At 73.1% G+C, this 13952-nt stretch carries 13 protein-coding genes; 3 read left to right on the forward strand and 10 right to left on the reverse strand.

The window, feature by feature from the left end:
- Positions 1-38: 38 nt before the first annotated feature.
- The gene (locus DEI81_RS09345; protein ID WP_111010446.1) at positions 39-737 is read left to right on the forward strand and encodes a DUF6766 family protein; all 699 of its coding nucleotides are present in this window, start codon (positions 39-41) and stop codon (positions 735-737) included.
- 24 nt (positions 738-761) lie between these two features.
- Positions 762-1742 carry an NAD(P)H-quinone oxidoreductase gene (locus tag DEI81_RS09350; protein WP_111010447.1) on the forward strand — a complete coding sequence of 327 codons (981 nt, stop codon included), beginning with the start codon at positions 762-764 and terminating at the stop codon, positions 1740-1742.
- Between the two features lie 132 nt (positions 1743-1874).
- On the opposite strand, the gene DEI81_RS09355 is transcribed toward DEI81_RS09350, so the two are convergent.
- Complete coding sequence (locus DEI81_RS09355) at positions 1875-2531, reverse strand: TetR/AcrR family transcriptional regulator (RefSeq protein ID WP_181435367.1); 657 nt, start codon at positions 2529-2531, stop codon at positions 1875-1877.
- Positions 2532-2627: 96 nt separating this feature from the next.
- On the opposite strand from DEI81_RS09355, the gene DEI81_RS09360 reads away from it, so the two are divergent.
- On the forward strand, positions 2628-4097 hold the full coding sequence (locus tag DEI81_RS09360) for an MFS transporter (protein ID WP_111010449.1): 1470 nt from the start codon (positions 2628-2630) through the stop codon (positions 4095-4097).
- Positions 4098-4215: 118 nt separating this feature from the next.
- Here the strand turns inward: DEI81_RS09360 and DEI81_RS09365 are convergent, their stop codons facing one another.
- The 9 genes from DEI81_RS09365 to DEI81_RS09405 form a co-directional block, all read right to left on the reverse strand.
- Positions 4216-4893 carry an amino acid ABC transporter ATP-binding protein gene (locus DEI81_RS09365; RefSeq protein ID WP_258368615.1) on the reverse strand — a complete coding sequence of 226 codons (678 nt, stop codon included), beginning with the start codon at positions 4891-4893 and terminating at the stop codon, positions 4216-4218.
- A 155-nt stretch (positions 4894-5048) separates the two neighbouring features.
- The gene (locus DEI81_RS09370) at positions 5049-5915 is read right to left on the reverse strand and encodes an amino acid ABC transporter permease (RefSeq protein ID WP_111010540.1); all 867 of its coding nucleotides are present in this window, start codon (positions 5913-5915) and stop codon (positions 5049-5051) included.
- 14 nt (positions 5916-5929) lie between these two features.
- Positions 5930-6763 (reverse strand): ABC transporter substrate-binding protein, encoded by an 834-nt coding sequence (locus DEI81_RS09375; RefSeq protein WP_111010451.1) that lies wholly within the window; start codon positions 6761-6763, stop codon positions 5930-5932.
- A 100-nt stretch (positions 6764-6863) separates the two neighbouring features.
- Positions 6864-7505 carry a hypothetical protein gene (locus tag DEI81_RS09380; protein WP_111010452.1) on the reverse strand — a complete coding sequence of 214 codons (642 nt, stop codon included), beginning with the start codon at positions 7503-7505 and terminating at the stop codon, positions 6864-6866.
- A gap of 160 nt (positions 7506-7665) precedes the next feature.
- Complete coding sequence (locus DEI81_RS09385; protein WP_258368599.1) at positions 7666-8163, reverse strand: cupin domain-containing protein; 498 nt, start codon at positions 8161-8163, stop codon at positions 7666-7668.
- Positions 8160-9518, reverse strand: coding sequence for an amidohydrolase family protein (locus tag DEI81_RS09390; RefSeq protein ID WP_309146667.1), 1359 nt, complete (start codon positions 9516-9518; stop codon positions 8160-8162). The genes DEI81_RS09385 and DEI81_RS09390 overlap by 4 nt, the downstream gene beginning before the upstream one ends.
- The gene (locus DEI81_RS09395; RefSeq protein WP_111010543.1) at positions 9515-11218 is read right to left on the reverse strand and encodes an adenosylhomocysteinase; all 1704 of its coding nucleotides are present in this window, start codon (positions 11216-11218) and stop codon (positions 9515-9517) included. The genes DEI81_RS09390 and DEI81_RS09395 overlap by 4 nt, the downstream gene beginning before the upstream one ends.
- A gap of 40 nt (positions 11219-11258) precedes the next feature.
- Complete coding sequence (locus tag DEI81_RS09400) at positions 11259-12332, reverse strand: PrsW family intramembrane metalloprotease (RefSeq protein WP_111010544.1); 1074 nt, start codon at positions 12330-12332, stop codon at positions 11259-11261.
- 34 nt (positions 12333-12366) lie between these two features.
- Entirely contained in the window at positions 12367-13899 is a 1533-nt protein-coding gene (locus DEI81_RS09405) for a carboxylesterase/lipase family protein (protein WP_111010453.1), read from the reverse strand.
- Between the last annotated feature and the right edge of the window lie 53 nt (positions 13900-13952).

A 13952-nucleotide genomic window follows, 5' to 3' on the forward strand; every position in this document is an offset into this window, starting at 1 on the left:
GTGCTCCACGGTCGGCACGCGGGAACCCGGCGGACGACATGAGCGCCTTCCTGCGTGACCGGCCGCAGGAGTGGACGTGGGCGCGACGGAACGGGCTGCTGCTCGTCAACCTGATCGCGTTCCTCGTCTTCTTCGCGGGCATGGTGTTCAGCGGCTGGCACGTCGCGAACGCCGACGCACTCGAGCACGGCCAGGCGGCGGAGTCCCTCGGCGCGTTCCTGCGGAGCGGGGACTTCGTCGAGGCGACGTTCGAGAACTGGGAGAGCGAGTTCCTCCAGATGGGGTCGTACGTCGTGCTGACGTCGTTCCTGTTCCAGTGGGGGTCGAGCGAGTCGAAGCCCCTGGACGAAGCGGCCGAGCAGGACGACGACCCGCGGGAGCACCGGGACGACGCTCGTGTTCCCTGGCCGGTCCGGCGCGGTGGCCTGGTACTCGTGTTGTACGAGAACTCGCTGCTCATCCTCTTCGCGCTGCTGTTCGTCGGCAGCGTCGTGGGGCACGTCCTCGGCGGCGCTGCGGCCTACAACGAGGACCAACGCGAGCACGGCGGTGCCGTCGTCTCCGGGTGGGGCTACCTCGCCACGAGCCAGTTCTGGTTCGAGTCGATGCAGAACTGGCAATCGGAGTTCATGGTGATCTCGGTCATGATCGTGGCCACCGTGTGGCTCCGGCAGCGCGGCTCGACCCAGTCGAAACGGGTGGCCGCGCCCCGGGACGACACCGGCACGGAGGGCTGAGGAGCCCGGCGTAGCGTCGACCGCATGCACGCCATCACGTTCGACGCTCCCGGCGACGAGGCCGTCCTCGTCTGGTCCGACGTCCCCGACGCCGTCGCCGGTCCGGGTGAGGTCCTGATCGCCGTCGCCGCCGCCGGCATCAACAACGCGGATCTGCTCCAGCGGCGGGGGCACTACCCGGTGCCGCAGGGTGCCTCGCCGATCCTGGGGCTCGAGTGCTCCGGCACGATCGCCGCGGTCGGCGAGGGCGTCAGCGACTGGCACGTGGGCGACCGGGTCTGCGCGCTGCTGAGCGGCGGTGGGTACGCCGAGCTCGTGGCCGTCCCCGCCGCGCAAGTGCTCCCGGTCCCCGACGACCTCGACCTCGTCGCGGCCGCGGGTCTGCCCGAAGCCGCGTGCACGGTGTACTCGAACGTCGGGATGATCGCGGGACTGCGCCCGGGGCAGTCGCTCCTCGTGCACGGCGGCGGCAGCGGCATGGGGTCACACGCCATCCAGTGGGCGCACGCCCTCGGCGCCCGCGTGTTCGCGACCGCGGGCAGCACGCCGAAGCTCGAGGCAGCCCGGCGGTTCGGCGCCGACGTCGTCATCAACCACCGCGACGAGGACTTCGTCACCGTCGTGCGGGAGCAGACCGACGGCGCCGGGGTCGACGTCGTGCTCGACATCGTCGGGCCGACCTACCTGCAGCGGAACCTCGAAGCGCTCGCGGTGAACGGCCATCTCGTCGTCATCGGCAGCACGGGCTCGGCCCCGGACGCCCCACTCGACCTCGGGCTCCTCATGCGGAAGCGCGCCAGCGTCACCGCGACGACGCTCCGTGCTCGTCCGGCCGAGGAGAAGGCCGAGATCGTCGCCGCGGTCCGTCGCGAGGTCTGGCCGTTCGTCGAGCGCGGTCGGGTCGCGCCGGTCGTCGACACCGTGCTGCCGATGGCGCAGGCCGCCGACGCGCACCGCCTGGTCGCGGAGGGCGCCACGATCGGCAAGGTCCTCCTGACCCCCTGACCCTCTGACCCCTCCGGCCGCCCCCGCCATCCGGTGAGATCGCAGTCGTTGCCGCTCTGAGTCTGGTCAGAACGGCAACGACTGCGATCTCGCGGAGGAGGGCCGGGCCGGGCCGGCCGGGCCGGGGCCGGGTCAGTCCGTCTGGCTGCGCGCGGCGTCCACGATGGCGGCGCACTTGTCACCGAAGCTCGCCTGCATGAGCGCCGCGGCGTCGTCGTCCGTGTCGTACAGGCCGGGCATCTCGATCCCGAGCAGGACGCTGAACAGCATGCCGCTGCCGAGGAACTCGTGCACGCGCTCGGGCGTGAACCCCGCGTCGTGCACGAGGAACCGGTAGATCTCGAGGAACCCGGCTCGTGCCGCGGCGCCGATCGCGGGATCGGCGCCCGACACGAACGCCTGGAGCAGCAGCGTGTGGAACCCGCGCGTGGCAGCGAGGTCGAGGTACGCGTTGCCCACCGCCCGTGCCGTGCCGTGCTCGTCCTCGCCGCGGGCGACCGCGCCGTCGAGGGCGGTCCGGAACGCCGCCATGAGGGTGTCGAGCGTGTCGGCGAGGACCTCGAGGAACAGCCTCTCCTTCGTACCGAACATCCGCACGACGTAGGGCTGGCTGATGCCCGCGGCGCTGGCGATCTGGTCGGTCGTCGTGCCGTGGTACCCGCGTCGCCCGAACACGGTGCGCGCGATGTCGAGGATGAGGACGCGACGCTCCGCCGCGGGCATCCGGGTCGCGGGGGATGCGGCGGATCCAGCGGACGCAGCAGCGGTCGGGGACGATGCAGGACTCACGCTTGACATGGTATCAACCGATTACTATGGTTTGTGATCATCCGATTACAACTGGTGTCGGGCCTCCCTGCCGGCACCCGATCCGCGGAGGCAACGATGACCGCTTCAGCTCCACCCACCCGTCGCATCCCGGTCTGGCTGGCGATCCTCGCCGCCTCGCTCCCGATGTTCATGGCCACGCTCGACAACCTCGTGGTCACGAGCGCGCTCCCCGTCATCCACGAGGACCTCGGCGCCCCGGTCGAGGACCTGCAGTGGATCACGAACGCCTACACCCTGGCGTTCGCCGCCCTCATGCTGCTCGCCGTCGGCATCGGGGACCGCTTCGGGCGTCGACACGTGTTCGTGGTCGGCATCGCGATCTTCACGGTCGCCTCCGCGCTGTGCGCCGTGAGCGGGGACCCCATTTCGCTCATCGCCGCCCGAGCGCTCGAGGGCGCCGGTGCTGCCGCGATCATGCCGCTCTCGCTCACCCTGCTCGTCGGCAGTGTGCCCGACCGCGCACGCTCCCTCGCGATCGGCGTGTGGGGCGGCGTGTCCGGCCTGGGCGTCGCGCTCGGCCCGCTCATCGGCGGCGCCGTCGTCGAGGGCTGGAACTGGCAGGCGATCTTCTGGCTCAACGTGCCGGTCGGCGTCATCGCCGTCCCGCTCGCGCTCGCCGCGCTCCCGAACGCACTCGGCGCGAGACTCCGCGCCGACGTCATCGGTGTGCTCCTCGCCGGGCTCGGCGTGCTCGGCATCGTGTTCGGGGTCGTCCGTGGCAACGACGCAGGCTGGGGCAGTGGGCAGGTCGTCGGCGCCCTGGTCGCCGGCGCCGCGCTCCTCGCCGCCTTCATCGTCCGGGAGGCCCGCACGAGCGCACCGCTCCTCCCCTTGCGACTGTTCCGGGACCGGGGGTTCACGCTCGCGAACGCCGTCGCGACCGCGTTCAGCTTCGGCACCTTCGGCGCGGTGTTCATCCTCATCCAGTTCCTGCAGATCGTGCAGGGGAACACCCCGCTGCAGGCCGGGGTCGCCACGATGCCCTGGACCCTCGCGCCCATGGTCATCGCACCGCTCACGGGGTTCATCGCACCGCGCGTCGGGACCCGTGCGCTCATCGTCGGCGGGCTCGTGCTCCTGTCGGCAGGCCTGTTCGAGATCGCACTGACGATGTCGGCGGACGTCGGCTACGGCGTGCTGTTGCCGGGCTTCCTGCTGGCGGGCGTCGGCATGGGCCTGGTGTTCGCGCCGCTGTCCACCGCGGTCCTGGCGAGCATGCCCCCGGAGGACCACGCCAAGGCGTCCGGCACGAACTCGACGCTCCGCGAGATCGGGATCGCGCTCGGGATCGCCGTCCTCACCGCGGTGTTCACGGGCGCGGGCGGCCAGCTCACTCCGACGGGGTACGTGTCGGCCGCCCAGCCCGCCGTGGTCGTGGGCGCCGGCGTGGTGCTCCTGGCGGCGGTGCTGGCCCTCTTCCTGCCGAGCGGGGTGCTCCGACGCGGGGCGCTCACACCCGGGGCGGAGTCGGCGCTCCCGACGCAGGCGGTCCTCCCGGACGCGGCCCCGGCCCCGGCCGCCTGACCGCCGCCCCCCACTTCGGCGAAATCGCAGTCGTTGCCGTTTCGAACCCTTCCAGAACGGCAACGACTGCGATCTCGCGGAGGGGTGTGTGAGGGGATCCGGCGGCTCGCGCACCGGGTCAGCGCTGCACGCGCGCCAGGAACGCCCGGAGCGCGGGGTGCTGCGGATCCCCGAGCACGGCGTCGGGCGACCCCTGCTCGGCGACGGCCCCCTCGTGCAGGAACACCACGCGGTCGGCGACCCGGCGGGCGAACGACATCTCGTGCGTCGTCATGAGGATCGTCGAGCCGCCCTGCTTCAGGTCGCGCACGAGGTCGAGCACCTCGCCGACGAGCTGCGGGTCGAGGGCGCTCGTGACCTCGTCGAGCAGGAGCAGCTCGGGGTCGGTGGCGATCGCGCGCACGATGGCGACCCGCTGCTGCTGTCCGCCCGAGAGCCGGTCCGGGTACGCCCCCGCGAACGCCCCGAGGCCGATGCGGTCGAGCAGCCGGCGCGCGGTCGTCTCGGCCTCGGCGCGCGGGATCCGGTGGACACGGCGGGCTGCGATCGTGACGTTGTCGAGCACGGTCATGTGCGGGAACAGGTTGAACTGCTGGAACACGACACCGATGCGTCCGCGGGTGGCGTCGACGTCGACACGGGGATCGGAGATGTCCTGCCCCTGCAGCAGGATCTGGCCGTCGTCGATCGGCTCGAGCAGGTTCACCGTCCGCAGCAGGGTCGACTTCCCGGATCCCGAGGCGCCGATGACCACGACGACGTCGTGCCGGTCGACGGCGAGGTCGATGCCCCGCAGGACCGCCGTGTCCCCGAAGGTCTTGCGGAGGCCGCGGAGCTCGAGGACCGGCGCGTCCGCGGCGGACGGGTGCCCGGCCTCCCCACCGGCCGGCGAACCGGACCGACCGGGCCGGGAGGAGCGGCTGGTGTCCGGCGCGCTCGTCGCGTCCGCGGTCACACCGCACCACCGCTCTGCTCCCGCCGCTGCTGGCGCAGCGCGAGCGCGTCGGTGAGCCGGATGAGGGGCAGGCTGATGAGCACGAACAGGAGCCCCGCGACGAAGTACGGCGTGAAGTCGTACGACTCGGCCTGCGCGATGTTCGCGGCCCGCACGGCGTCCACCGCGCCGAGGATCGACACGAGCCCGACGTCCTTCTGCATCGACACGAAGTCGTTCATGAGCGCCGGCGTGACCTTCCGCAGCCCCTGCGGCAGGACGACGAGCCGGAGCGTCTGCGCATGCGACAGGCCGAGCGACCGCGCGGCCAGGCGCTGGGACGGGTGCACGGCCTCCATGCCGGCGCGGAGCACCTCGGCGACGTACGACGAGTAGGTCAGGATGATCGCGATGGTGCCCCAGACCTCGGCGGGGAACCGCGGGAAGACACCGAGCCCCGGCACGCCGTAGCCGACCAGGTACAGCACGATGATGAGCGGCAGGCCCCGGAAGAGGTCCGTGTACCCGGTGGCGAGCAGCCGGAGCGGGAAGGCCACGGGGCTCCGGAGCCCTCGGACGACGGCCAGGAGCGTCGCGAACACGGCGACGCCGATCGACGCGAAGAACAGGATCCGGACGTTGAGCCACAGCCCGAGCAGGATGTCGGGGAAGGCCGAGACCGCCGTCTCCGGGTCGAAGAACGACTGCTGCACCGCCGCCCATCCGGGGGTGTTGACGACGCCGACCCAGACGAGCGCGACCACCACGAGCGACGAGACGATGCTCACCGCCACCGAGCGGCGGCCCCGCTGGCGCCGGTACGGTCGCCGCTCGACCTCGATCTCGCTCGGCGCCGCGACGACGGTGGTCGGGGTGGTGGTCACGGACCGCGTCCCGATCAGTGCAGGACGGGCACGTCGACCGCGGTCGACAGCCACTTGGTCGTGATGTGCTGCAGCGTGCCGTCGGCCTTGAGCGCGCGGATCGCCCCGCTCACCTTCGGCGTCAGCGCCGAGCCCTTCGGCAGGACGATGCCGAACTGGTCACCCGTGCCCGACGAGGCGGGGAACTGACCGACGACCTTGCCCTTCTTCAGTTCCGCGGACGCGACGTAGAACGCGGTGGGCAGGTCGGTGACGACGGCGTCGATCTGTCCGCTCTCGAGCGCGAGGACGGCGTCGTCGTTCGAGTTGAACACCTGCGGCTGCCCGAGGGCGTCCTTCGCGACGTCGTAGCTCGTGGTGCCGGTGGCGACGCCGACCTCGAGGCCCTTGAGCGCGCTGATGCTCGTGGCGTCGGCCGCCTTCGACCCCGACGTCGTCACGACCGCCTGCGTGGTCGTGTAGTACGGCGCCGAGAAGTCGACCGCCTGCTTCCGCTTCGCCGTGATGCTGAACTGCTGGATGTTCATGTCCCAGTCCTTGGCACCGGGGGCGATGGCGCTGTCGAAGGTGCTCCGCTTCCAGACCACGTCGTCCTTCGCGTAGCCCATCTCCTGCGCGACGGCGTACGCGACGGCCGCCTCGAACCCCTTGCCGGACTGCGGCTTGTTCCCCTCGACCCAGGGCGAGTACGCGGGCTGGCCGGTGGCGATCGTCAGCTTGCCGGCCGTGACGGTCCGGCTGCCGGAGCCGGAGCCGCCGGCGCTGCAGGCCGCGAGGGTGAGCGCGACGACCGCGGCGGCGACCGCCACGAGTGTGCGAGGGGTGCGGGGTCGGCGTCGAGGGGACACGGGCTGCCTCCGGGGCGGTCGCGAGCGGGGTGTGCTGCGGATCGTACGGGGCCGGGAGGCCCGGCGCGAGTTGATGACGCGCCGTTCCGTCCCGCGGTCGTCAGCCGGCGCTCGGCGGATCGGACTCGGCGTCGTCGTCCGTGACGAACACCACCGTCATGACCTTCTGCCGTCGGTCCGTGATGACCCACGTGAAGTCCCAGGCGACGTCGTCGAACCACCCACTCCAGGCCTGGAACGAATCGTCGATGCGGAAGTCCTCGTACCGATCCCCCACGAGGGCGTCGCTGAAGGCCCGGCCGATGCGCTTCGCCTCGGCGGCGCGACCCTTGAACGAGGCCGACGACCCGCCCCAGATGAGGGCGCTCGCGATCATGCCGTCGAGTTCCACGGCCGCACGCTCCTCGAACGTGTCGGCGTCGAACCGGACGTCATGGTCGATGCCGGGGAGCGCGGCCGCCATCGCGGGCGACGTGAGGAGCGCCTCCACGAGGCCGTACTCGTCCACCCGGTTGCGGCAGAGGTACCAGGCGGTCGTCTCGTCGTCACCCCTCACGTCGAACGCGGCCCCGAACACGGAACCGCGCACGATCACCGATCGGAACGCGGCGAGGACGGCCTCGATCGCGGGGTCGGTCGGTTCCCGCAGCCGGAAGGTGAGCCCGGCGCGGGACCGTTCCAGGGTGGCGGCGTCGGGGCGGGCATCCTGCTGGTCGATCTCCAGCCACGAGGTCGTGCTCATCCCACCACTCCACCACGTCGCGGGGCCGGCTGCACCCTCCCCGCCGCCGAGATCGCACTCGTTGCCGCTCAGGAGGGTCTCGAAGCGGCAACGAGTGCGATCTCGGCGGATGAAAGGCGGCCTGCAGGCCGACGGCCGGCAGGCCGACGGCCGGCCGCGGTCAGGTTGCCAGGGTGAAGTCCTCGAACGCGAATCCGGGCGACACCAGGCAGCTGACGAGCACCTCGCCCTCGCCGGGCAGGGTCCGCTGCCACACGCCCCCGCGGACGAACGCCTGCGCGTCGTTCACACGGTCGCGCCCGGCGTCCGGTCCGAGGGTGATCCGCGCGCCGGGCTCCGGGGCGTCACCGCTGCCGCCGAGTTCGAGGACGACGGCGTCCGGCCCGTGCCACATCCAGATCTCGTCCGAGGTCACCCGGTGCCACGCCGACGCCTCCCCCGGTGGCAGGAGGAAGTGGATGAGCGTCGCGGCCGGTCGCTCCCCCGCGGGCGTCGTCACCACGGCGGGCGACGTCCAGGTGCGGACGTACCAGCCGCCCTCGGGGTGCGGTTCCATGCCGAGGGCGCGGGCACGGGGCGGGACGTCGAGCCACTCGACGAGGTCACCGGCGACGGTGCGGCGGGCGACCATGCCGGGGCGGGGCGGGGTGTCGTTCACGGGGTCCTCTCGGGGACGTGGGTGGCGGTGAGCACGGTCCCGTCGACGGCGCGGACCACACCGCGGATGACGGTGGCCCTCGCCCGGCCGGCGCCGTCCTCCGCGAGTTCCGCGAGGGCGTCCGCGACGGTCCGGGCGTCGACGTCGAACACCGCGAGGTCGGCCCGTGCGCCGACGGCGAGGTGGCCGATCCGGTCCGGCCCGACGTCGAGGCCCATCGCGTGCGCGCCGCCGAGGGTCGCCGCCGCGAGCAACCGCTCGTGCAGGTCGCGGGCGCCGTACCCCTGGTTCCGCGCGATGCGGTGCAGGGCCGCGACGTCCGCCATGAGGTCGAGGGAGGGCGACGACGACAGCGAGTCCGTGCCGACCGCGATCGCGCTGCCCTCGCGCAGGTAGTCGGCGACGGGCGGCGGGTCGAGTCCGATGACGGCGTTCGACCGCGGGCACAGGGCGACGGCGGTCCCGCGCGCGCGGAGCAGCGCCCGGTCGGCGGCGGTCATGTACACGCCGTGGGCGATGTGACAGTCCGGCCCGAGCACCCCGAGCCGGTCGACGAACGTCGTGGCGCTCGCGCCGAAGCCGAGTGCGCGGAGCGCCCGGAACGACGGCACGTTCGCCTGGTGCCAGTCGGCGCCCCGGCCCAGTCCGACGACGCCGGCGAGGCCCGGCACGGGTTCGAGGGCGCGGCGTTCCGCCTCGAACGCCGACTCGCCCAGGTGCAGGTGCAACCGGAGTCCCCGCTGACGCACGATGTCGGGCAGGTCGAGCAACGGACCCACGTCGAGCGAGTACGGCGCGTGCGGCGACAGACCGGCACCCGGGTGCTCCGGGATGTGCTCGAGTTCGCCGAGGACCTGGTCACGCCCCCGCTCCTGCCAGGCGGCGTTCTCCCAGTCCATGACCTCCCAGTACGCGATGCCCCCGAGCCCCGCGTCGGCGAGGACGGACACCGCCTCGAGGTCGGTGATGATGTCCGCGATGCTCGTGACGCCGGCCCGGATGGACTGCGCGGCCCCCTCGGCCGCGTCGGCACCCCAGTCGTGCTCGCGCCCGCCGTAGTCGGCGGTGAACGCCGCCGCCCAGTCCTCGAACCCCCGGTACCGGCCAGCGCCGACCGCGGCCATGCCGGTGTACTGGAGGTGCGAGTGCGCGTTGACGAGACCGGGCAGGAGTGCGCCGCGCCAGCGGCGCTCCGTGTACGGCAGGCCACGGGCGGCGAGCTGGTCGACGACCCAGGCGCGTTCGCCGACGTGGAGGATGCGGTCGCCCCGGACCGCGACGGCACCGTCCAGGATCGGTGGCGCGGTCATCGGCACGACGACGTGCGCCGAGTGCACGGTGACCGACGCGCTCACGGTGGGGCTCCGAACCGCGTGGTGCGGACGTCGGAGGGCCGCCCCTGCGCGCCCCCGTCGGGGTCGGGTCCGCGAGGCGAGTCGACGGCGAGTCCGAGCTCGGCCAGTGCCGCCGAAGCGATGCGGGCGTCCGCGGCGGGGTCGATCGAGTGCACGCCGACGGGCAGCTCCGCCCCGTGCTCGAGCAGCATCCGCACCGCGGCGAGTTGCACCGCGAAGGACAGGTCCATGATCTCGATCGGGTTGCCCTCGGCCGCCGTGACGTTCACGCACCCGCCCCCGTCGACGAGGACCACCGCGCGCTCGGTGCCCGGCACGGTCATCCGTTCGAGGCGAGGAGCGATGGTCGTGCGGACGCTACCGGCGGCGCGAGCATCGTCGGTCGCGACCTCCTGGTCGATCCCGCCCGCCACCGCGACGACCGCGTCGGGTGCGCACGCCCGCAGCACGTCGAGCGACACCGTGTCCCGCACGCCCGTGGCCGACATCACGAGGTCGGCACCGGCGACGGCGGTCCTGACGGGCGCGACGTCGTACCCCGCGAACACGGCCTGCAGTGCCCGCACGGGATCGGTCTCGGCGACGACGACGCGCAGCCCGAGCGCCGTCAGGACCTGGGCGACCCCCTCGCCGACCGGACCGTACCCGATCACGGCTGCCGTGCCTCCCGCGGTCGGCAGCCGCGCCACGGCATCGCGCGCGATGACGGCGTCGAGCAGGTCGAACACCGCGAAGACCGTGGACTGCCCGGTCCCGTACCGGTTGTCGAACAGCGTCTTGGCGCGCGCGTCGTTCACCGCGACGACCGGCAGCCGCAGCGCACCCCGTTCCACCATGGTCCGGAGGGGGCGCAGGCCGCTCGTGGTCTCCTCGGCCGCGCCGACCATGCCGGGCAGGAGTTCGGGCCGGGCCTCGTGGAGGAGCCGGATGACGTGGGCGCCGTCGTCGAGCAGGATCTGCGGCTCGCGGTCGAGCATCTCGAGGGCGAGCCGCCGCTGCCCCGCGAGGTCGACCGTGCTCGACGCGAACACGACGAGGCCGGCGTCGCGGAGCGCGGCCGCCACGGCGTCGTCGGTCTCGTCCGCGTGCGCGTAGACGACGACGTCGGCCCCCGCGTCCTGCAGGAGCAACGACAGGACCGCCGTCTTCGGCTCGAGCACCATCGCGACGCCGACGCGGACCCCGGCGAGCGCGCGGTCGGCGCGGAGCTGGGCGGCGAGCGCCCTGCTCACCGGCATGTGCCGGCCGGCCCACCGGATGCGCTCGGCGGCGAACGCGTCACGCTCCGGCTCCCGTCCGGTGCTCACCAGGAACACTCCGTCGGCGTGGTGCGGGACCGCGAGCACGCCGGGGCGCGCGACGACGACCGGGCCGAAGGCGTCCTCGTCGACCGCGGGGACGTGACGACCCGCGTCGATCACGACGAGCCCGCGGCCTCGGGGTGGGGCGCCGTGCGCGTCGACGGCCGCGGTGCTCTCGGCGGGGTCGCCGGTGCACCAGAGCTGGTCGACCGGCCCCTCCGGCGTGTGTCGGGCGCCCATCGCGGTGAGCACGGCGCGGAGTGTCGACGCGTCGGGGCCGGGGCCCACGACGCGGAACCGGCGTCCGGCGACGAGCAGGTTCGTGGCCGCCGCGTACCGGCGGACGGCAGCGCCGGCCCAGGCGAGCACGTCCGGGTCGGCGTCGTGCGCGGGCGGCATGCGGTCAGTGTAGGACCAGTGCCGCCGCTGGTCGGGCGCGTCAGCGGAGGACGTGCGGCGGCGGCGTGCTCCCCCACCCGTCGTCATCGCCGCGCTGGTCGACGGCACCGCCGTGCTGGTGGCCGGCACCGAAGGCGGCCTCGGGACCGGGCCCGGCAGCCGGTCGGTTCGGCCGCGGGTACCGGCGGCGGTAGTGCACCAGCACCGTCACGAGCACGATGACGCCGACGACCGACACGATCGCGATCCCGATCAGGTAGAGCACGTTCGTCAGCGCCGACACCGCACCGGCGGACCCGGGCGGGAGCGTGCCGTACATGAGTTCCATGCGCGCGTTGCCGGTGACGAGCAGCGCGATGAGCGCCGCGATCTCGCTCGTCGAGTCCCACAACCCGTGCAGCAGGGCCACGCCGACGTACGCCACGAGCACGAGCCACGACCAGCGGATGCGCTGGCTGCCGTGGGCGAGGCCGAAGATGACCGCCCCGAGGATCGCGGTCCAGAGCACGTGGCCGACCGGCGAGAGCACGGCGCGGATGACCTCGGTCTGGAGCAGCGAGAACAGGTCGATGCCCTGCTGGGTGATCGCCGCGTTGAACGCGTACCCAGCGGACTCGAACGCGGCGAACCCGGCACCGACGGTGGCGCCGAGCAGTGCCCCCTGGCGCGCGGTCTTCGGCCGGACCCGCCATCCGACGAAGAGCAGGAGCACGCCCTTGACGAACTCCTCGACGAACCCGACGGCGATGTACAGGAACACGTTCTGGTGCAGGTTCGCCTCGAGCACGGATGCCCCGAGCACGCCGAGGATGCCGCCGACGAAGAACGCGACGATGAGCTGCATCGTGCTGACCGTCCCCGTGACCCGCTCGATGACGAACAGCACGACGGTGAACGGCACGAGGAAGCTGCCGAGCAGGATGATCGTCGGCACGAGGTTCGTGTTCCGCGTGAACACGGTCACGACGATCGTGACGAGCCAGAGCGCCAGCCCGACGAGCAGGGTCTTCCACCACCAGCCGTGGCGGTGGTGCGCGTGCGGTCGGGGGACGTCGTCGTAGTCCGGGTCGATCGGTGCGTCGAACGCAGTGCGCGCCGGGTCGGTGGTGGCCATGTGCACCATCGTGCTCCGTGGGGTCGGAGGACGCTCAGAACTCGTAGTGCACGCCGCTCCAGGCCGCACGCACGGCACGGTCGGGGTCTCGCTCGACGTGGCTGACCCGGTCGATGCAGAGCGTCGCCCTGTCCTCGGCGGTGTACCGCGGCCAGGACCAGCCCCGGTGGGACGGCACCCCGTCGCGCGCGAACGCGGTCCAGGAGCCGGCGAGGACCTCGTGGATCCGCCGTCGGGTCGCGGGCGTGTCGGTGCCGGCCACGATCCTCCCGAGCGGTGTGCGGAAGGTCCCGAACAGGTAGGGCAGTTCGGTCCCGTGCGCGGCGCCGAGCCCGACGAGCCGCATGAGCGGCGACGCGTGGTCGAACCGGTACATCCAGGTGGGGTTGCCTGCGGCGGCGTGCGCCTCGGCGATGTCGATCGACGGCACGTGGAACACGCCGTCCCCGCCGGCGGACACCCAGTCGCGGCGAGGGCGGTCCGCGTCGTCGGCGTACAGCCGTCGGATGCGCTGCCAGGCCTCCGGGTCCGTGCCGGCCACGAGTCGTTCGACGCGCTCCCGCGTGTTCGGCAGGATCGGGGTCCGCGCGTGCTTGAACAGCGACGCCTCGTCGTGGTTCGTGCCGATCACGAGTGGCACCGGCGCCGTCCGCCCGGCCCGGGCGGCGGCGAGCGGGTGTTCCGGCAGGACGTCGCCGTCGATCGTCGGCGACATGACGGCGACGAGCGGGGACTCCCGGGTCACCGCGTCGTCGACTTCCTCGGCCACGGTCTGGAGGCGCGACACCGGCATCGCTCGCATCGCCCGCCCGGCGTGGGCCGGGTCGAGTCCGAGTCGTCGCGCGAGCAGGCGCGCGTGCTCCGCCTTGTTCTCGGGCGAGTGTGCGGTCATCGGGTGTGCGCTCTGCGCGATCGCCCCGGCGAGCACCGGCCGGGCGGACGGCGCGGCCAACAGGGTCGTCACCGAGTTCCCGCCGGAGGACTCGCCGAACACGGTGATCCGGGCCGGGTCCCCACCGAAGCCGGCGACGTTCTCGGCGACCCACTCGAGGGCGGCGATCTGGTCGCGCAGGGTGCAGTTCGCGTCGAAGGTCACACCGTCGCCGCCGAGCACGCGGAGGTCCATGCTGCCGAACACGCCGAGCCGGTACGAGACGGTCACGAGGACGACGCCGAGCCGGGCGAGGGCGCCGCCGTCGTAGTCGGGTGTCCCGCCCGAGCCGGACCGGTAGGCGCCGCCGTGCACGAACACGAGCACGGGCAGGCCGTCCGCGTCGGTCGGACTGGTGACGGTGACGTACAGGCAGTCCTCGGACTGCGGGAACCGCCGAGCGATGCCGCCCGTGTAGGGGTGCGGGCGCTGCGGACCGGCCGGGCCGGGCGCGACGGCGGGTCGGACACCCTCCCACGGCCTGACGCGGCGCGGCGCCCGCCACCGGAGCTCCCCGACCGGCGGCTCGGCGTACGGCACGCCGAGCCAACGGCGGATCCCGTCCCGCTCGACGCCGCGGACGGCGCCGCCCGTGGTCCGGACGGTCAGGGACTCCGTGGACGTCGGCGTGGTCATCGTCCGTCGACGCTACGCCGCGGTCCCGGTGCGCGACGCGCCACGGTCAGGGC

This window comes from Curtobacterium sp. MCBD17_013 (assembly GCF_003234565.1).
Classification (GTDB): Bacteria; Actinomycetota; Actinomycetes; order Actinomycetales; family Microbacteriaceae; genus Curtobacterium.

Bases quoted from the DNA above. Each gene is read 5' to 3' on its own strand.
- DEI81_RS09360 (WP_111010449.1), top strand. From the start codon at position 2,628: ATGACCGCTTCAGCTCCACCCACCCGTCGCATCCCGGTCTGGCTGGCG.
- DEI81_RS09380 (WP_111010452.1), bottom strand. From the start codon at position 7,505: ATGAGCACGACCTCGTGGCTGGAGATCGACCAGCAGGATGCCCGCCCC.
- DEI81_RS09345 (WP_111010446.1), top strand. From the start codon at position 39: ATGAGCGCCTTCCTGCGTGACCGGCCGCAGGAGTGGACGTGGGCGCGA.
- DEI81_RS09395 (WP_111010543.1), bottom strand. From the start codon at position 11,218: ATGCCGCCCGCGCACGACGCCGACCCGGACGTGCTCGCCTGGGCCGGC.
- DEI81_RS09400 (WP_111010544.1), bottom strand. From the start codon at position 12,332: ATGGCCACCACCGACCCGGCGCGCACTGCGTTCGACGCACCGATCGAC.
- DEI81_RS09350 (WP_111010447.1), top strand. From the start codon at position 762: ATGCACGCCATCACGTTCGACGCTCCCGGCGACGAGGCCGTCCTCGTC.
- DEI81_RS09405 (WP_111010453.1), bottom strand. From the start codon at position 13,899: ATGACCACGCCGACGTCCACGGAGTCCCTGACCGTCCGGACCACGGGC.